This window comes from Chryseobacterium sp. T20, assembly GCF_047345655.1.
GTDB lineage: Bacteria > Bacteroidota > Bacteroidia > Flavobacteriales > Weeksellaceae > Chryseobacterium.
Genome location: NZ_JBLFDU010000003.1, coordinates 240,056 through 260,067, shown reverse-complemented (window position 1 = coordinate 260,067; position 20,012 = coordinate 240,056). Strand labels below are relative to the sequence as shown.

Genomic DNA, 20,012 nt, shown 5'->3' with positions numbered 1-20,012 from the left:
AAGATGAAGTAAAAACTTATTCTTTATTTTTTACCAATACCCATCCTGAATATTTGGTTTCGGTATTGTCTTTATTGTTTTCGTTCCACGAGATCGTATACCAGTAAGTTCCGGTTAGGATTTTCTTACCAAAGGCTGTTCCGTCCCAAGTGAAGTTATTCATTTTGTTAGCTTCATGAAGTTTGTTTCCATATCTGTCATATACAATGAAGATAAGGTTTTTCTTGTAAGCTAATGCTGAGTAATCAATAACATCATTTACGTTATCTCCGTTCGGAGTAATCGCATTGATAAGATTAGGAACAGTCACCGTTACCTGAATAGGAGTACAGTTGTAAGTATCTTTTACATATATCGTATTCTCTCCTCTAGGAAGTCCTGTGAATACATTGGAGTCCTGCCAGTTAACACCATCAATAGAATATTTGTAAGGAGGAACTCCTCCTGAAGCTGTTACGGTGATGTTGTTGTTGGTAATCTCGATTCCTGAAACCACTGGCTGAAGGCTTGGATGTACACGTACTTCCTGAAGTGTGAAACATTTTCCGGTCTGAAGTTTTACCCAATAAACCCCAACTCCTACGTTGTTGATAGATTGTGTAGTTTCACCTGTGCTCCATTCGTAGCTTACAAATCCAGGTCCTGCATCCAAAGAGGTTTTGGCTTCAGCACAAATTGTCTTATCTTTTAATACTGCTGATTTTACCGGAGGTAATACAATCAGTTCTATTTTAGCAATGGAATAACACTGTTTGTCATTATCTACTCTTGCATATACTGTTTTGCTTTCTGAAAGATAGTTTAATGCTGCTATAATAGGGTTTGTCTGTGCTTTAGCATCAGCTATAGTTGTATAATATTTAATGATAGTTCCTGTAGGTGTTGGAACAGCTACACCAATATCTGCTTTTGAAAGATCAAATGTTGAACGGGTAACATCATTATCAATATAACAGTTTTGGATTACAGCATCTTTCAATACCACTGTTGGATAGAATAATAGTCTGATCGTAGTGGTTGCAATACAACCGAAAGTAGAAACTACTTTTACATATACAGTTGATTCAGCAGAAACATAGTTGGTAGGATCTGTAATTTCATTAATTTCTGCATTCATATCCGCAACCGTAGCATAATACTTAATGGTTGCTCCACCTCCTCCAAATACATTGGCTGTTGTTAAATTATATTTTGCAGTACCGGCTCCATTATTATTACAAGAGTATAATGTGGCAGTATTGGCTGAGATTCCCACATTGACAAATTTGAATTTCCCGGTTATGAAACATCCGTTGATAGGGTTGTTCGGGTTGCTCGGGTCTTGGTATACAACTCTGTAATAATAGGTTGTTGTTCCGTCTACAGTGGCTACTGTAAGTGGATTCTGTCCTGTAAGGGCATCGTTGGTTGTTTTATGATAAGTAACTTTGAAGTTCGGGTTGTTACCATTAATAATAGCTGCAGTTAGCGTTGTAAAATCAAACTGGGTAGGCAACGCACAAACCATCACCTGATTAGGGTCAGTAGGAGTCGCTCCCGGAATACCAGGCGCAATAAATGGGTTAGGAGAAAGAATTGGATCATTAAATGCAGAACTTAAGCTTGCAGTTCCTGACCATTCTAAAGAGAAACCATTAACGGATCTACTGAAGTTGTCAATAACCAGATAATAGGTCTGGCCAACTAATACATCCAGATAAGGGCTCCATTTGCCATTGTTCATACTGGATGTAACTCCGGGAGGATTGGTAGGGAATACTGCAGGTGGAGCAAGAGTCAGATCCAGCCCTGTGTCTCCTGGAGTACCACTATAGTTACATCTTATGGGCTGTATGAAGACGTGATCTGCATTCTGTAATGAAGTACAGCCGTTTGCTGTAGGTCCATACACTGCAAAATCATAATCATCACCCTGATCGTTAGGTTTTATTTTAAATGCCAGCGTTCCTGGTGTGGATACTGTGAAAGTGTACCAAACTGTATATCTTTCATTGGTGCTGAGACATCCTCCGTTTTGGTTAAGAATTTCTATAATATTCCCCGGGCCTGAAGGGGTGTATGAGATGTCAGAATTACCACAGATGGGAATTGCTGTGACACAGTCTGACTGTGAATAGGCCATTTGCGCTATCAATAAAATAAAAAGAAGTAATATTTTTTTCATTGTTAAAACTTTTTTTGTTAAACAAACTTGAAATCAATAAATTTTTATCATTATTTGTAAAAGAAAAAGCCGCCAAAGCGGCTTTTTATATTGTGGTGTTTTTATTCTCTGTTTTTTACAACAATCCAACCTGAAAACTTGAAAGGAGTGTTTTTCTTGTCATTCTCATTCCATGTTACAGAATACCAGTAGGTACCTGTTGGAATGTTCTTGCCACCAATTCTACCATCCCATTTGTAACCATTGGATTTGTCTCCCTGATGGATTTTTGTTCCATATCTGTCAAAGATACTCAAAATAAGATTCTGTTTATCAGCCATAGCAGAATAATCCACTACATCATTCACACCATCTCCGTTTGGAGTAATCATATTGATAAGGTTAGGAACCACTACTGCAACTTCAATTGGTTCGCAGTCATAAGCATCTTTTACATATACTTTGTAAGTTCCTCTTGCTACATTGGAGAATACATTAGAAGGCTGCCATAAAATCTTATCCATAGAATACTGATAATCCGGTGTTCCTCCAATAACGTTGATTGTCAATGTAGTATTGTTAATATCGATATTTGTTACAACTGGCTGCTCAGAAGGATAAACGGTTACCTTTTGAGTGGCAACACATTCACCTGTTTTTAATTTTACCCAGTAAACACCTACTCCTACGTCTTTGATAGACTGTGTTGTTGCTCCTGTACTCCATTCATAGCTTTTGAATCCAGGTCCGGCATCTAAAGTGGTAGTGTCTTCTACACAGATAATTTTATCTTTCAATACACTGGATGTTACTGGAGCAATTACTGTTAAACCAATTTTTACTACTACATAACATCCTCTGGTGTCAGATACTCTTACGTATACTAAGCCGCTTGGTGCAATATAATTAGCATTTAAAATTTGGTTGGTTTCATCTATTGCGTCTGTTAGTGAAGGGAAATATTTTTTAGTGATCCCTGCCTGTGGTGTAATTACAGCGGCATTATCTAAGTTGAATAAGGCTGTAGAAGGGTTGGCTTCAATAAAGCATGATCTTAATTCAGCATCTTTTGCAATGATTTGCGGATAGAATTTAAGGGTAATTTCTGCAATATCACTACATCCAAATACAGAAGTTACTTTTACATATACTTTACCTTCAGCAGAAACAAACTGATAGATGTTGGTGATCTCATTGATTGAATTGTTCAGATCATATAATGTGTAATAGTATTTTTTAGTTGCCGTTGGATCAGCAAAAACTGCAGCAGTGGTAAGATCATACATTGCCGTACCTGCATTGTTATTATTACAACTTGTCAGCGTTACATCAGTAGCTGTGATGGTCCCATCTTTAAATTTAAATTTACCAGTCTGTCTGCATTTATTAATAGGGCTGTTGGGGTTAGTCGGGTCAGTATAGTTGATACTGTAGAAATAAACACCAACAGGAGTAACTGTTTGAGGGCCTACAAGAGGATTGTTGCCTGTTAAAGCATCATTCTGACTTGTGTGGTAACTAATGTTGAAGTTAGGGTTACCATTAAGAATTCCTGCGGATAATGATGCGAAATCAAAAGTCGCCGGATTGGAACAGATCACTACTTCCCTTGGGTCAGCAGGATTAGCTCCCGGAATTCCCGGTGGGATAAATGGGTGAGGCTGTATATTCGGATCAGTGAACGGAGAAGATAAAGTAGCTGTTCCGCCCCATGATAATTTGAATCCGTTAGCTGTTTCTCTGTGGTTGTTTACAATGATATAGTAAGTCTGGCCAGGCAATACATCCATGTATTTTACCCATTTGTCTCCTGTAGCGTCTTCACTAAGGTCAGTAGCGGTCATATTAAGACCCGTGTTTCCACTTTGTCCTGAGTAAGAACAACGAATTGGAGTTCCCAGGTTTCCACAAGATTTGTTCGGACCATAAACCCCAAAGTCATAATCATCAGTCTGGTCATTGGGAATAATCTCAAAAGTAAGGGTTCCTCCTGTAGCTATGGTAAAAGAATACCATACGGAGTACTTTTCGTCAGAAGTTAAACATCCACCCAGGTCTTCTGCAATGTCTCCATGACCGCCTGGTGTATATGAAATGTCAGAATTACCGCAGACTGCCATTGCAGTGCCACAATCTGATTGTGCAAATAAAATATGTGAAAATATGATTAATAAAACAAGTAATGTTTTTTTCATGAGAATTAATTTTTAAAACAAATATTAAATGTGTTTAATTACTAAAAAATGCTGTTTTTATCTGATACAAAATAATGTTTATCAAAACATTCAATGAATTTTCAAGTTTCGTATTAAAAAAAACTGATCGTCCCAATTTACTCGGGAGATCATACATTTTCTTACTGTTAATTTGTTCCGATCAGCTGTTTTCCCCAATTAGGTGAACTTGATGAGGCGTCTGACATTTCAAATTCTTTGGCTGCTTTTTGATAGAACTTTATAGCTTCTGTCTTGTTTCCTTGCTTTTCAGCTATTTCAGCTTTTAAAAAAGAAAGTCTTGGATTGTTCTTTAAAGTTGTTTCCGCTTTAGCCATAAAGCCTGTAGCTGTCTTTAGTTCCTTTTGAGGGTCTGCAGCTGTTTTTATTCTTATTTTCTGAAAATGAATAAGAGCAAGAAGAAGGTTAACTTCCCCATTATTCTTTTCTGAAGCAAGAGCCTGCATTGCAAGTTTTCTCGCAGATTCATTAGACTCTCCAAGAGGGCTGTTCGGGCTGTTCTTTAAAAGGAAATTGGTCTTAAGATACAATGCTGCTGCAGCATAGTAATTAGCCTGCCATTTTTCTGAAGTTTTAGCTTGTGAAAACTTAGAAGAAAGCATATCATAGTCATTTTCTGTTTTAGCCTCATTGAGTTGTAAAACAGTTTGTTGTAAGGTTGGGTCTGAAAAAAATTGAGCGTTCATCAGAGAACCTGTCACGAGAAAGCTCAAAATTAGTAAAAGTTTAGTCATAGGGGGATATTTTATGAAGCAAATATAAAAAATTATTAACGTTAAATTAAAGATTTTGAGATATATTTAATGAAAGTAATGTATTGGTTTTAAATATGGTATTTTATTTTTTGGGTTGATTTATGTAGAGATCGTAAAGATATGTGTGGTTTTGATGAATATTTAAGGTTTAATTCTTTTATAAATTTTTAAAAAACAGCTATAAAACAAAAATCAGAATAGAAAACGTTCTATTCTGATTTTAAGTATTTCGAATTCTGATTTTTTTTATATCAGATTTTAAATAGTCTGATAAACAATAAGTTAATATTGCATCTTTCTCAGTTTAGGATTGGTGCTTCCTACAACAAGGGCCACTAAAACAGTCATGCAGCCACCAAATACCACTGAGCGTACAACTCCCAGTAGTTTGGCCATAAGTCCACTTTCGAATTGTCCCATTTCATTGCTGGACATGATAAAAATTGAATTCACGCTCAGGACACGACCTCTGATGTGATCCGGTGTTTTTAACTGTACAATGGTACCTCGGATAACCACGGAAATTCCATCCAGCATTCCGCTCATCACCAGGAACATAAAAGACAGCCAGTATAATTTTGAGAGTCCGAATCCGATAATGCATAGTCCGAATCCGGTAACCACAACAAGAAGTATTTTTCCCTGATTTTTGCGAAGCGGAACAATAGATAAAATAGTAATAATACACATTGAACCGATATCCGAAGCTGCATTCAGTAAACCGAAACCTTCAGCTCCTGAATTCAGGATGTCTGTCGCAAATACAGGGATCATAGCTACTGCTCCGCCAAAAAGTACTGCAAACATATCAAGGCATAAAGCTCCCAGAATCTCCTTGGTTTTAAAAATATAAGAAATTCCTTCGCGCATGCTTTCTACTACATTTACCGTTTCTTTTTTGTATTCTGAATGCTGTTTATGCAGCTGCCAGAAAAATAATGAAGCAACAAATATGAGTGCTAAAATAGCAACCAGAGTCCATTTTACACCGATAAATCCAATAAGAACACCTCCGATAGCATGTCCGCAGACAGAAGAGATCAGGAAAGTAGCCTGGTTCAGAGTTACGGCATTCGGAAGATTTTCCTTCTTTACAATTTTAGGAATCATGGAAGGAACTATAGGACCGATAAATGCTCTTGCTATTCCTGTAAAAAAGATAACTCCATAAATATAATAAGTAATCTGATGACCGGTAAAGTGCATTTCTACATCCAGGAAGGCAGGGATCAGCAGAAGCCCGATCAGGAAAATATATGCATAATTACAAATAAGAAGCAGTCTCTTCTTTTCATTCATATCAATAACATGTCCCGCGTACAGCGCACAGCTTACTGCAGGAATCACCTCTGAAAGTCCGATAAGACCTATTGAAAAAGGATCTTTTGTTAATTGGTACACCCACCATCCAAGTAAAGTGGCAAGCATTCTGAAGGCTAAAACAATAAAAAATCTCCCGGTGAGAAGATTTCTGAACTCAACATTTTGTAATGTTTGTAACGGGGTAAAGGAAATCATGAACAAAAATAGCCCTAAAAATTTATTTAGGGCTATCCATATGACAATTTTTGAAAGATATATTAAATATATCTCAAAAGATAAAATCTATTTTAGTCAGCTCTGGAAGAACTCAATACGATCGCTGCAACACCTGCTGCTCCGATAATCGTAGCTCCTGCAGCAATTCTTGCTTTTCTTCTGTCTTTCACAGCAGCTACATTGGATTTAGGAATAATCACTTCTGTACTATCTTTTTTACCGGCAGTCCCTACAATATTGTCACCAACGACGTTTCTGAATAAGATAGTCTGCTTCGGAGAGCCGTCTCTCATAGTTACTTTATATACTTTTCCGGCTTCAAGATTAGAGTAGTTGTTTTTTGAAATATCTTCGCTGTATTTTGTAGTAGCACAAGATGTAATAACAAATAAAGATGTTAGTAAAGACGATTTCAACAGTACAGATGCTTTCATTATTTTCTTTTAGTTTTTCAAATTTATAATTTTTTTCGAATATACGTTTTTGGAATTGAAAAAAAATGATTAAAGTTTGTAAATTTCTAAGAGATTTGCAATCTTTCTATCGTTAGCCAATCTCGGAGTCTTGTTTTGACCGCCAAGTTTTCCCTGGGACTTGGCATATTCATGAAAAGCATTTTTTTTAAGCCTCGTGATCTGTAATTTCTGTAAAATATTTCCCGAAATCAAATCATCGTAATACGTATTTCTTGCCCGAAGCTGTTGATCCAGTTCATCTCTGAATGCTTCTAAATGCTCAGGTTCTTTTTCAAATTCAATCAGCCATTCGTGGTAAGGAAGTCCTTCATCAGGGTTTACCTGTGGAGCAAGATGGAATTCTGTAATCTGTGCAGAATGCTTTTCAAGAGTTGCCTTCATAGCTTCTTCTACCTCGAATGCTATCACATGTTCTCCAAATGCAGAGGTGAAATGTTTGGTTCTTCCGCTTACCAAAACCCTGTATGGATCTTTGCTGATGAATCTTACAACATCCCCAATAGAATAAGCCCATAGCCCGGAATTGGTGGTAAGAATCAATGCATAATCTTTATGAAGTTCGATTTCTTTTAATGTTAATCTCCTTGCTCCAGGTTTGCCATATTCTTCCAAAGGAATGAATTCGTAGAAAATTCCATGATTGGTCAATAGCAGTAGTCCTTCTTTGGTGTAATCATCCTGAAAAGCAAAGAAACCTTCAGAAGCAGGGAAAGTCTGAACAATATCTACTTTACCTCCCAATAACTCTTCCATTTTATCACGATAAGGTTCATAGTTGACACCTCCGGTTACAATAAGCTGAAGATTAGGGAAAAGCTGTTTGACCTTTTTACCATGTTTTTCTGTCAACTTCTCAAAATACATGATCAGCCATGGTGGAATTCCTGAGATCAGCGTCATGTTTTCATGTTCCGTTTCTTCAATAATTTTGTCTATTTTGGTTTCCCAGTCTTCGATAATATTGGTTTCCCAACTTGGCAGACGGTTTTTCTGAAGATAATTAGGAATATGATGGGCTACAATACCGGAAAGTCTTCCTGTTTTTATCCCAAACACTTCTTCCAGTTCCGGGCTGCCCTGCAGGAAAATCATTTTTCCATTCACAAAATCAGCGTTATTCTTCTTACTGATATAATGAAATAAAGCACTTTGAGCTCCGGCAATCTGAAATGGCATTCCTTCTTTGGAAATTGGAATGTACTTGGAACCTGAAGTCGTTCCCGAAGTTTTGGCAAAATACTCCGGAGTTTCCGTCCATAGAATATTGGACTGTCCTTTTTTTACTCTTTCAATATAAGGTTTCAGATCTTCATAATCAGCTACAGGAACTCTGTCCTGAAATTCCTTTACAGAATGAATGTTTTCAAAATCATGTTCCCGCCCAAAAAGTGTTTTTTGAGCTGTATTCACTAGAGAAAGTAGTAATTCCTCCTGGTTTTTCTCAGCATTTTTTTTGAAATCCTCCGCTTTTTGAACATGTTTTTTTGCCCAGATCAGCGCTGCATTTTTCTTGAAGAAGTTTAACATGGGTCAAATTTATAAATAAGTAAAGAATCTGGAATCATTTTTTATGAAGCTTCACATAAAAAAACCGATGGAACAAGTTCCACCGGCTTTTCGAAATTTGATTATGAAAATAACAACTATATGTTAATGTTGTGCTTATTTGTTGGCTTTGTACCTTTTGTCGGGAGTACCGTCTTTTTTAAGGTGTTTGTTTTCTTTATATCTCTTATCCGGAGTGCCATCTTTTTTCATTTTGGCAGCCGGTTGTGCAGGCATCGCCGCTTTTGCATCCATTGCTGGTTTTGCAGCTTTTACTTCAGCTGGTTTAACAGCTTTTGCTGTAGTTGCTTTTACAGGTGGATGTGCCGTAGCACCTGTAGCGGGAGCAGTCTGCTGAGCAGTGGCAAGTCCTAATCCAAGGATCAAAGACATTGCAGATAAGAATTTTTTCATAAGAATTATTGTTTGTTTTTTGTTGAATAAAGATATACAAAAAGCAGGCTAGAAAATTGGGATTTTCAAACTTAACTAAAGTTTATTACAGCTTAAAAAAAAATTAAAACAACTTCATTGACAATGAAAAAGCCTGTCTTCAAAGATAAAGACAGGCTTGAATAATATATAAATAGACATGGCTAGCGCGTACAGTTGGCTGTCCACGTTTTGCCATCTTTGACATACAGGATTTTTAGAACATTGTTATCAATTCTGATATAAGAGGTTGCTGTAGAACCAATCATCACCAGCGTATGATCTCCTTCCTGATTAAACTCTATTCCGTTAAGATCCGGAATGCTGTTTGAGAACGCGAAATTATACTTGGTACCGCTGGCGATCTTTGTTACAAATACACTTCCGTTGTCTGTACTGATGCTGGTAGAACCACCATCGTTATAAGAAACCTTTCCTTTATAGGTTCCTGCAAAAAATTCATTGTTTACAGGATCGTCATCTTTACTGCACGACGAAAAAGATACTGCGGTAAATACCAACAGCATCATCACTCCTAAGATTTTAATTGCTTTTTTCATAATACTATTCTTAATGTTTGGTTAGGCTGGAAGTCCCAAACACTATGCCATGGGCGAATAGTTGAATTTTTTTAACAGGTTATTAGATAAAATTGTAAAAAATTAAGATTTATTGTCTAAGTGCTTCATTTTAAATCTGAAAGTTACTCTGTTTTTGAAACAAAGAAAAAAATATCCGTACCTTTGTATAGCAATAAACGGTTTCGGAAAACTCCCGAAATCGCTTTTGTCGTTTATACCATTACTATTTATGCAGTTAAAATCCATCAATGAAAAGTTCCTTCCAGACCTTATGCAGAAAGAGTTTGGGAAAGAAATTTTTACCCAGTTAGAAAACAGTCAGCATATTGCTGTAAAAGGAAGTGCAGGATCTTCAGTTTCTATTTTTGTGGCTGAGCTTTTTTTGGTTCAGAAGAAGAATATTCTTTATCTGGTAGATGATAAGGAAGATGCATTGTACGCCAATACAGAGATGGAAGATCTTCTGGGTAAAGATAAAGTGCTGTATTTTCCGGCGACCCATCTTGAACCTTACCAGGTGGAAAAGACTCAAAATGCCAACCTGGTGTTAAGGACTGAGGTTCTTAATAAAATCAATTCCGGAAGATCTCCGAAAGTCATTGTGGCTTATGCCGGTGCTTTATCTGAAAAGGTTTTGAAAAAAGAAGATTTTAAAGCAATTTCCCATCATATTAAAGTGGGAGATCAGCTGGATTTTGATTTTGTGGATGAACTGCTTAATCATTATCATTTCCAGCAGGCTGATTTCGTTTCCGAACCGGGAGAGTTTTCTGTGAGAGGAGGAATTGTAGACGTGTTTTCCTATTCACACGAAAAGCCATATAGAATTACCTTCTTCGGGAATGAAGTGGAAAGTATTAAAACTTTTGATATTGAAACGCAGCTTTCGGTTGATAAAGTAAAAGATTTTCAGCTGGTATCCAATATGAACTTTTCAGTGACGGGAACCAGAGTTTCTTTGTTGCAGCTATTGCCTAAAGAAAGTTTTGTAGTTTCTAAAAACGGAATGGTGGGAATGCAGAAGATCAGAACGTTCTACGAAAAGTCTTTGGAAAAATACGATACATTAAGTAAAGATATTGCCCACAGAACCCCGCAGGAACTTTTTATTTCTGATCAGGAGTTTCTGTTTGATTATAAAAAATTCAAAACAGTTGATTTTGGAGGAGTAATCATTGAAGGATTGAAAGAAGTAATTGAAGTGAAAATGGAACAGCTTCCACAGCCTTCTTTTCATAAAAACTTTGAACTGCTGATTGAAGATATTGAAGAAAAGCAGAATGGAGGATTCGATACCTGGATTTCTTTTTCAACTGAAAAACAGAAAGAAAGGCTGGAATCTATTTTTGAAGAGCTTGAACATGAGCTTCCATTTAAAAGTTTTAAGTCTGAACTTCATGAAGGATTTGTAGATAATGGACACAAACTGCTGGTCTATACAGATCATCAGATCTTTGACCGTTATCAGAGATATAAAGCGAAAAATACTTTTGCAAAATCTGAGCAGCTTACCCTGAAAGACCTGATGTCTCTGAAAATTGGAGATTATATCGCCCACATCGACCATGGAATCGGAAAATTTATGGGATTGGTGAAAGTGAACAATGACGGAAAGATTCAGGAATGTTTCAAACTGACCTATAAAAACGGAGACTTATTATATGTAAGCATTCACTCTTTGCATAAGATTTCGAAATACAACGGTCCGGATGGAAGAGAAATCGTTTTGAGTAAACTTGGATCTCCAACATGGAAATCTTTAAAACAGAAAACTAAAGCGAAGGTTAAACAGATTGCTTTTGACCTTATTCAATTATATGCCCAGAGGAAAACGGCGAAAGGGTTTGCTTATACTCCGGATTCTTACCTGCAGAACGAGTTGGAGGCCAGCTTTATTTATGAAGATACTCCGGATCAGGAAAAGGCTACCGTAGATGTAAAGAGAGATATGGAGGCGGATACGGTAATGGACAGGCTTGTTTGTGGAGATGTAGGTTTCGGTAAAACCGAGGTGGCAATCCGTGCGGCATTTAAAGCGGCAACAGACGGTAAGCAGGTTGCGGTATTGGTTCCTACTACTATCCTTGCTTTTCAACATTACAGAAGTTTCAAAGAAAGACTTAAAGATTTTCCTGTCAATGTTGCTTATGTCAATAGATTCAGAACAGCTAAGCAGAAATCGGAAACTTTAGAAGCTTTAAAGAACGGAAAAGTAGATATTATTATTGGTACTCATCAATTGGTAAGCAGTTCTGTGAAGTTTAAAGATCTTGGTTTATTGATTATTGATGAAGAACATAAGTTCGGGGTTTCAGTAAAAGATAAGTTGAAAACCTTGAAAAATAATGTGGATACTCTGACGCTTACGGCAACTCCTATTCCGAGGACTTTACAGTTCTCGTTAATGGCTGCAAGGGATTTATCCGTTATCAAAACACCACCGCCAAACAGACAGCCTGTAGATACGCAGTTAATCGGGTTCAATGAAGAAACTCTTCGTGATGCAGTTTCTTACGAGCTTCAGAGAGATGGGCAGGTATATTTTATCAATAACAGAATTGAAAACCTGAAAGATATTGCAGGACTTATCCAGAGATTGGTTCCGGATGCAAGAGTGATTACAGGACATGGGCAAATGGAGGGGAAGCAGCTTGAAAAGAATGTTCTGGATTTTATGGAAGGGAAATATGATGTTCTCGTGTCCACTACCATTGTAGAAAGTGGAGTAGACGTTCCGAATGCCAATACTATTTTCATCAATGATGCCCAAAGATTTGGTATGGCAGACCTGCATCAGATGAGAGGAAGGGTAGGACGTAGTAACAGAAAAGCCTTTTGTTATCTTATTACTCCGCCATATGATATGATGACTTCAGATGCCAGAAAACGTTTGGAAGCTATTGAACAGTTTTCAGATCTGGGAAGTGGTTTCCAGATTGCGATGAAAGATCTGGAGATCCGTGGTGCCGGTGATCTTTTGGGTGCTGAACAAAGTGGGTTTATCAATGAAATGGGGTTTGAAACGTATCAGAAACTAATGCAGGAAGCTTTAGAAGAGCTAAAAGATGATGCTGATTTTGAAAACCTTTTTGAAAATGAAGAAGACAGACAAAAACTTTTCAAATCTGTGAAGGATGTCAACATTGATACAGATTTAGAGCTGATGTTGCCGGATTCATATATTTCCAACACCGAAGAAAGGCTGTTGTTGTATCAGAAAATTGCGGAAATCACTAATGAAGCCGATCTTCATCAGTTTGAGCTGGAACTGATTGACCGTTTCGGAGCATTGCCGAAAGAAGCTGTCAATCTTTTGAAGAGTGTTTCCTTGAAGTGGCTTGCTTCTGACATCGGTTTTGAAAAGATCGTCATGAAAAACGGAGTATTTTTAGGATACTTCCCAGGGAATCCTCAGGATAAGTTTTATCAGACCGACAGATTCCGACATATTATTAATTATCTGACCCGAAATCCGGCTGAAGCCCAGCTTAAAGAGAAGTCAGGAAAAGAAGGTAATCAATTGATGATGAGGAAAGAAAGAGTGAAAAATGTAGATGAGGTCAATCTGTTGTTGAAAGCAATTATTGAACATGATTAAATTTATTTTCTATTTGCTGGAAATAATATCATAAAAATTATTAGAAACGTGTAAAAAGATTAATTTTTACACGTTTTTTTTGTGATTGTTATCATGTTTTTCTTTTGTAATATTCCTGTTGAAGAGAATTAAAGGCCTTTTTAGGGGGTTAAAATCACTTTTTAATGATAAAAGAAATCCTGCAAACTCCCGTACAGTAAGGGTTTGAGACGTTATCTTGTTGTTTTTATGCGCGGAAAGTAGAGTTATGTAGTAATAATTCTACTTTTTAGTATTATTAATTCTATGTTCTAATGTGTTTATTTCTATAGGTTTATAGATGTATAACTGGAATTTTTTGGACTTCGTTGCTTAACTTTGCAGTCCTTAATTATGAAAACAATTATACATTGCTGCGTGGCTGGACTTTTTTCGTTCTGCGCTAACGCACAGGTGGGAATAGGTACTGCAAAACCCAAATCTGTTCTTGATGTGAACGGAAAAACCACCTTAAGAAAAGAACTTAGAGTAGGCGGTAGTTCAACTCAGGCTGGAGATGCCGGGTTGAATGGCCAGGTTTTGGTTTCTCAGGGTGAGGGTTTGCCTCCAGTGTGGAAATCTTTGAATGTTTCCTTTATGGAAGAGGGACAGTATAAGCTGATTAATTCTTATCTGTCATCGGATCAAACGGGTATTAATTCACTTACGGATGGTATCGCTGGTGATGGTATCTACACCAACAACGTGGGAGATAATATTACTGATATCACTAAAGGCAATTGGAAAAAAATTGGCGGGCTCGACAATACTTTTACCATCAAAAATGGAAAGAACAGACTTACCTATCAGTTCCAGACAGGAATTGAAATGAAAGCATCTACATCTACAACCATACAGAGCGTCAGATTTGCCTGCGGTGTTTTCAGAAACGGAGCATTGGTAGCGGTACGTCCGGATAGAATTGCTTCCAATAACAACAGCGGAAAAGCGGGTCTTCAGGATTATATTTTTACTCTTAATTATACCGAGCAGAACGTTCCTGTAGGGGTTCACAATATTGAAATTGCATGCAGAAAGATTGATACATCAAGCTCTACTTCACAATTTACTATTGGACGAAATGTAGATTCTTCAAATGGTGCTTCCAGTGCTTTTACATTGGAATCTACCATGAAAATGGATGTTATCGAATACGTGAGCTATAAAAACAACTAATGATGAAAAAACTATTATCAACGCTGCTTCTTAGCATAGGTCTTTTGGCAACAGCTCAGATAGGAATAAAAACAGACGCTCCACAGGCAAAACTTGATGTAAACGGAGATGCGAATTTCAGAAAGAAAATTGCTGTCCAGAATGCTACTGATAACTCAATCTTTCAAGGGAACAATGATCAGCTTCTTGTATCTCAGGGAGAAGGTTTTGCTCCGATCTGGAAATCACTCCGTATTCCTGAATATGAACCCAATAAATTTTACCTTATATACAATAATTCCTTTTCAGATAAAGTAGGAATCACTTTCTCTTCTTCCGAAAACTCTTCGGTAAGCATGGCCTCAAGAGGAGGGACTTTTACGAAAGGAAAAGAGTATAGTACCCTTACCAATTTTAAGATCATAAACGGACTTTCACAAACCATCACCGTTTACAGTACTCAAAGTAAGGCATATTTTCAGTTTGAAACGGTTGTGCAGGCAGATTTTACGGCGGCAGGAAGTACAGATAATTCCATAGATTATGCATGTGGTATTTTTGTGGATAATAAACTGGTGAACCTGAGACAGAGAAATCTCAAGGCAATTACTACTTCATATCCTTTCCTTACCCATACCCAAATCGGGATTGTAGATAATCTATCTCAGGGTAATCATACCGTTAGCGTTGCCTGTACAAGATTAGGCTCTTATGGAGCTTCAGGTGCAGGAAATACCCTTACTATAGGAACTAATGTGTATAGCAATATCAATAGCTTTATTTCACAGTCTTCTCTTAAAGTTGACGTATATGAAGTTCCTGAAGTATTTAACACGATTATAAACTAAGACGGATTATGAAAAAAATATTATTTGTAACATCACTTTTAGTAGCTGTTGCAACAAATGCCCAAGTGGGTATTAATACTCCTAATCCGACTAATATGCTGGATGTAAACGGAGATCTTAATATCAGAAAAGAATTAAGAACAGGAGGTACTGATGTACTGAAAGGGTCTGCTGGAGAAGCAGGTGACATATTTCACAATAATACGGATTTAGACGCCAATGACTGGAAAGCTATTAAAATTGCAGATGGACAGGGAAGTATGTCTGTGTTTTCCATCAACACCGTTTCGGATAAAGTTGGAGTGGGTTTTTCTGGAAGTAGCGGTGCAACTAACCCTTATACTGATGGGGAAGCCCTGGCTGGTGGCTGGACGGTAATTCCTGGAACCGTGGATACATTCTCCGTAACCAACGGAACCAATAAGGCTACTTTCTCATTTCAAACGACGATTCAGAAAACAGGAACAAATTCTGCGAGTTTTGCCTGTGGAGTTTTTGTTGATAATGCCCTTAGAGCAGTGAGAACGGATGTGTTATTAGGAGACAGCGGTGCTTATAAGATTTTTAATCTTAATGCTACACTTACTAATCTTACTCCTAAAAACCAATATTCTGTTAAAGTTGCCTGTATAAAAAGAGCGATTGCAGGAACAACTCTTGGAATAGGAAGAGCGGTTGATGCGGCCTTTCTCAACAGCGATATGTCACAGTCTGTTTTGACAACATCCATATTGCAACCTTATTAATTTTCATCATAATACAATAATAGGAAATCTAAAAACGTTATGTTTTTAGATTTTTTTTGTTTATTAACTCTATTTCTTGTGAATTTGTTCAGATAAAGTAAAGTGTATTATCGAAAATTGAATTATATTTGGACAAGCTAAAAAAATTCTATATGGTAAAAAACTATTTTTTAAAAATATTTGCCGGTATTGCTTTTCTTGGGCTGCTGACTGCATGTAATACTACCTCAGATCCCACAGAATCCATCCCGAATCCGGATGAAGGAACTCCTCCTAAAAAGATTTTAACGAAGGTAAATTCGAATAATGTTTCTCAGGAAGATTATACTACAACCGCTGTAACCGGAGATCTGCAGACTGCTGTCTCTAAAGATGAATCTTTTGCCGGAACTGCTTATTATACAGGAACCGTAACGTATACCGATAAAAATATTACTAAAATTAAATATGTAAGTTCAGCGGCATCCAGCCTTACTTATGAATTTAATATTGTTCCTGATGCTACAGGTAAAAAGATTTATAACGCTACTTCTACCGCTACGGGGGCAACTCCATCGGCTTCTGTTGTAAGCGACTATACATTTACCTATGATCCGGTTAACAGCAGACTTACTAAAATTCTTGAGAAGAGAAAAGAAGGAGGAATCAGTGCTTATAACAAATTTATTGATTATTCTTTTGTGTATAATGGAGAAAATGTGATTCAGGTCGTTCGCTCCAAAGGTCTGTTGGATATCAACGGAAACCCGAATATGAGTACGGCAGTAATAAGCAAGTTTAGTTTTCAGAACTATGATGCTCAGAAAAGCCCATATTCTACACTACCATCCGTGTATTTCATCACGCGAAGTCTGATTGACCCTGCTCAATTCTATAAAATATCTCCGAACAACCCTACTTCTATGTTTATAGAATTGCCATCACCGGCTACTCCTGTTAATACAGCTCAAAGTTATTCTTATGATAATCAAGGGTATGTGGTTGTTGAAAAAAATCAGAATGTAACTTTTACCTATAAAAACTTATAGAAGAAATATAGTTATTAATCTTACCAGAATATAAATAATAATCTAATTTTTAGGCAAAAAAAAATTATATTTGTCAAAAAAATAATCAATTACAAGGAAATGAAGCAAATTTTCTATTTTATTTTACTAATCGCAGGTTTTTCCTCAATACATTCCTGCAAGGACATGCTGGATGAGGATGGAAATCCATTATTGGATCTTAACAATACAGGAGGCTTAAGCGGCCCCAGAGCATTATACAGAGAAATTACAGATAAAGATACGATCGCAGAATATCAGTACAGCGGGCTTCTTGTGACTAAAGTAATCACAGACAGTGCTTCCATTACAGATATTATGTACAGTGGTGATAAAATCAGCCAGATTAATTTCAATGGTTTCCTTGATCTAGACGGAAACGGAAAACTGGATAAAGACAGTGTGTCATACACTCAATTGTTCACTTATGCAAACAATAACAAACTGCAGCTGATTTCTGAAAACCGTTCAACCTTCAGAAGAACCCCGCCTGTAATACCTGGAGGGCCTGTAGGACCACAGACATTACTGAAAAAAGAGAAAACTGCTTATCAGGTTAAATACAGTACTGCTACAGGAAAACTGGATTCAATCATTATGAGAAACGGACCGGATGTACCAGGAGCTCCACTTAATTTTACAGATTATTCTAAAACAGGTTATACTTATGTAGGAGACAATGTCTCTAAAGTAGTAAGAAACTACGGAACAATGACTGGTGGATCGTTTGGTCCTGTTACCGGAAAATATAGCTATGAATATTATGCCTATGATGAGCAGGTAAGCCCATTCACATTGTTGCCACATGTATATAAAATTTCAAGATTATTATCTACAATCATCAATGACAAAGAAAGTCTTATCTTATCTCCAAACAACCCTAAGAGATGGTCGGTAACAGATCTTACGCCACCCATTCCAACACCGATTGTGAAGAGCACCAATTACGTTTACGATCCTCAGACTTACATGACAAAAGGATACGGCGTTAATTATATCTATAAACCACAATAGAAGAATTTTTAACAATATTCAAACTCAATCTTTCCTAAGATTGAGTTTTTTATTTTTTATACCTTAATTTTGCAAAAAATTTCTGATGAAATATTTAATTGTCGGGCTTGGTAACAAAGGTTCGGAATATGAAAATACAAGACATAACATAGGCTTTAAAGTAGCTGAGAAAATAGCGGAAACTCTTGACGTATCATTTAATACTTCCAATTTTGGCTGGTTGGCAGAAGGAAAGCACAAGGGCAGAAAAGTTTTTGTCCTGAAACCGGATACTTATATGAACCTTTCCGGTAATGCAGTGAAGTACTGGATGCAGAAAGAAAATATTCCTTTGGAAAATGTACTGATCGTTACCGATGATCTGGCTTTACCTTTCGGGACTTTAAGGATGAAAGGTAAAGGGTCTGATGCAGGGCATAATGGCCTTAAAAATATTAATGAAGTATTGCAGACTCAAAACTATGCAAGGCTTCGCTTCGGAATCTCTGCGGATTTTACGGCAGGAAGACAGGTAGATTATGTATTAGGAACATGGAATGAAGAAGAATCTGAAAAGCTTACAGAGAGAATTGAAACTTCTGCTAAGGCTAGTCTTTCATTCGTATTTGCAGGATTGAACAATACAATGTCTGCATTTAACGGAAAATAATTCCGGAAAGGGATAAAAGAGAACTGAAATTACAGCATAGCTTATAAAATTGAATGACTGCCTTAAATTTAAGGCAGTCATTTATTTATATGTCTTTTAAAATTTTTCTGCTGGTTTTATAATTAATTTATCGTCTTTCCTGATAAATAATACCCACACCCAAGGAATGAATGATAATAAAAAAGATAGAATAATATTCTGCATAAATATTTCATTTGCTGCAGGGTTGTTTTGAAACTCAAATATCGCCTGATTAATTGTGAGTCCTTGTTTTACCAATAAAGCAATTACAGTGATAACATTGGCTATAAATATGCTTACAATATTTGTGAAGAAGATAATAGATCTTGTCAGTTTTCCACGAAATCCTTTGAAATAATCATAGCCTAAAAAACCAAGAAGGGCAATAACAAATGCCATTCCTGAGGAAATACCTCCTAAATATACAGCAATTAAGACCCAAAGTATAATGGCAGGAATTGAAAAAATAATGGCTCCTAAAAATCCTGTCAGATAATTTTTTTCTTTTGAAATTCTTGTCTTTTCGATTTCAAAGAATTTATCATCCGTTTCTTTAAAACAATGATCACAAAGGAGTATACCAGTATGGTTAAGGTCGTAATAGTGAATACTTTCATTTGTTTCACAGCTATGACAATGGTTTTGTTCTGGTATGTTCAGCTTTTTTAGTAGATCAGCCATAAAGTCAAACAGAGCATAAACAGTTCTGATTTTAGTAGGCATTATATTTTCTGTGAATTTGAAAAAAATAGTATTTTCTCTAATTTCAAAGAGGGTAAATCTTAATCTTTTTCTGTTTCCTGTTAACTCTGTTTTGATTTTTTGTCTTTGTTCCTCGGTTAAATTGCCGGTTGTTACTGAAACATATTTGTATTGAGGAGTATGTATGATACTTGCATCTGAAACATTGAAAAAATAGCCTTTGTAAAGTCCGAATACCTTATGGTTTGTTTTATGCCATCCAAGATCTCTGCCTATTTTTTTTGCTTTGGGGAAAATCATACTTTTTTGAGTTTGTAGTCATGGTTTGTGAGAATGTTTTCTCAGCGGCACGAATTTATAATTATTTTTCGATAATGAAAACAAACCCTTTTAAAAATGAAATATACTACTGTTTAAGCCAGTTTATTGACAAGCCAGGTTTATAATTGTCTTATTTTATGATGATATATAATAAAACATAAATGCCACCGGATTCCGATGGCATTTTCT

16 protein-coding genes are annotated in these 20,012 nt (G+C 36.6%); 7 read left to right on the top strand and 9 right to left on the bottom strand.

Annotation, left to right across the window (positions count from 1 at the left end; translation table 11 throughout):
* Positions 1 to 16: 16 nt before the first annotated feature.
* From ACMA47_RS09705 to ACMA47_RS09670, 8 genes are all read right to left on the bottom strand, one after another.
* Complete coding sequence (locus ACMA47_RS09705; protein ID WP_413929632.1) at positions 17 to 2,164, bottom strand: T9SS type B sorting domain-containing protein; 2,148 nt, start codon at positions 2,162 to 2,164, stop codon at positions 17 to 19.
* Positions 2,165 to 2,265: 101 nt separating this feature from the next.
* Positions 2,266 to 4,338, bottom strand: coding sequence for a T9SS type B sorting domain-containing protein (locus ACMA47_RS09700; protein ID WP_413929631.1), 2,073 nt, complete (start codon positions 4,336 to 4,338; stop codon positions 2,266 to 2,268).
* Between the two features lie 167 nt (positions 4,339 to 4,505).
* Positions 4,506 to 5,111 carry a tetratricopeptide repeat protein gene (locus ACMA47_RS09695; RefSeq protein ID WP_413929630.1) on the bottom strand — a complete coding sequence of 202 codons (606 nt, stop codon included), beginning with the start codon at positions 5,109 to 5,111 and terminating at the stop codon, positions 4,506 to 4,508.
* Positions 5,112 to 5,414: 303 nt separating this feature from the next.
* Positions 5,415 to 6,650, bottom strand: a complete 1,236-nt coding sequence (locus tag ACMA47_RS09690; protein WP_413929629.1) for an MFS transporter — start codon at positions 6,648 to 6,650, stop codon at positions 5,415 to 5,417.
* 92 nt (positions 6,651 to 6,742) lie between these two features.
* Positions 6,743 to 7,105: a hypothetical protein gene (locus ACMA47_RS09685; RefSeq protein ID WP_309522481.1), complete on the bottom strand. Its 363-nt coding sequence runs from the start codon at positions 7,103 to 7,105 to the stop codon at positions 6,743 to 6,745.
* 69 nt (positions 7,106 to 7,174) lie between these two features.
* Positions 7,175 to 8,674 (bottom strand): GH3 auxin-responsive promoter family protein, encoded by a 1,500-nt coding sequence (locus ACMA47_RS09680; protein ID WP_413929628.1) that lies wholly within the window; start codon positions 8,672 to 8,674, stop codon positions 7,175 to 7,177.
* 135 nt (positions 8,675 to 8,809) lie between these two features.
* Complete coding sequence (locus tag ACMA47_RS09675; RefSeq protein ID WP_413929627.1) at positions 8,810 to 9,106, bottom strand: hypothetical protein; 297 nt, start codon at positions 9,104 to 9,106, stop codon at positions 8,810 to 8,812.
* 182 nt (positions 9,107 to 9,288) lie between these two features.
* Positions 9,289 to 9,684 carry a hypothetical protein gene (locus tag ACMA47_RS09670; RefSeq protein ID WP_413929626.1) on the bottom strand — a complete coding sequence of 132 codons (396 nt, stop codon included), beginning with the start codon at positions 9,682 to 9,684 and terminating at the stop codon, positions 9,289 to 9,291.
* A 250-nt stretch (positions 9,685 to 9,934) separates the two neighbouring features.
* On the opposite strand from ACMA47_RS09670, the gene mfd reads away from it, so the two are divergent.
* The 7 genes from mfd to pth all read left to right on the top strand — a co-directional run bounded on the left by mfd (position 9,935) and on the right by pth (position 18,779).
* Positions 9,935 to 13,303 (top strand): transcription-repair coupling factor, encoded by a 3,369-nt coding sequence (gene mfd, locus ACMA47_RS09665; protein ID WP_413929625.1) that lies wholly within the window; start codon positions 9,935 to 9,937, stop codon positions 13,301 to 13,303.
* A gap of 372 nt (positions 13,304 to 13,675) precedes the next feature.
* Positions 13,676 to 14,497: a hypothetical protein gene (locus ACMA47_RS09660; RefSeq protein WP_413929624.1), complete on the top strand. Its 822-nt coding sequence runs from the start codon at positions 13,676 to 13,678 to the stop codon at positions 14,495 to 14,497.
* Positions 14,497 to 15,324, top strand: a complete 828-nt coding sequence (locus tag ACMA47_RS09655) for a hypothetical protein (protein WP_413929623.1) — start codon at positions 14,497 to 14,499, stop codon at positions 15,322 to 15,324. The genes ACMA47_RS09660 and ACMA47_RS09655 overlap by 1 nt, the downstream gene beginning before the upstream one ends.
* 8 nt (positions 15,325 to 15,332) lie before the next feature.
* A complete protein-coding gene (locus tag ACMA47_RS09650) occupies positions 15,333 to 16,070 on the top strand; it encodes a hypothetical protein (RefSeq protein ID WP_413929622.1) in 738 nt (245 codons plus the stop codon).
* A gap of 152 nt (positions 16,071 to 16,222) precedes the next feature.
* Positions 16,223 to 17,098 carry a hypothetical protein gene (locus ACMA47_RS09645; RefSeq protein WP_413929621.1) on the top strand — a complete coding sequence of 292 codons (876 nt, stop codon included), beginning with the start codon at positions 16,223 to 16,225 and terminating at the stop codon, positions 17,096 to 17,098.
* Positions 17,099 to 17,197: 99 nt separating this feature from the next.
* Positions 17,198 to 18,130 carry a hypothetical protein gene (locus tag ACMA47_RS09640; protein ID WP_034691494.1) on the top strand — a complete coding sequence of 311 codons (933 nt, stop codon included), beginning with the start codon at positions 17,198 to 17,200 and terminating at the stop codon, positions 18,128 to 18,130.
* 85 nt (positions 18,131 to 18,215) lie between these two features.
* The gene (gene pth / locus ACMA47_RS09635) at positions 18,216 to 18,779 is read left to right on the top strand and encodes an aminoacyl-tRNA hydrolase (RefSeq protein WP_413929620.1); all 564 of its coding nucleotides are present in this window, start codon (positions 18,216 to 18,218) and stop codon (positions 18,777 to 18,779) included.
* Positions 18,780 to 18,875: 96 nt separating this feature from the next.
* Here the strand turns inward: pth and ACMA47_RS09630 are convergent, their stop codons facing one another.
* Positions 18,876 to 19,802 (bottom strand): hypothetical protein, encoded by a 927-nt coding sequence (locus tag ACMA47_RS09630; protein ID WP_413929619.1) that lies wholly within the window; start codon positions 19,800 to 19,802, stop codon positions 18,876 to 18,878.
* Between the last annotated feature and the right edge of the window lie 210 nt (positions 19,803 to 20,012).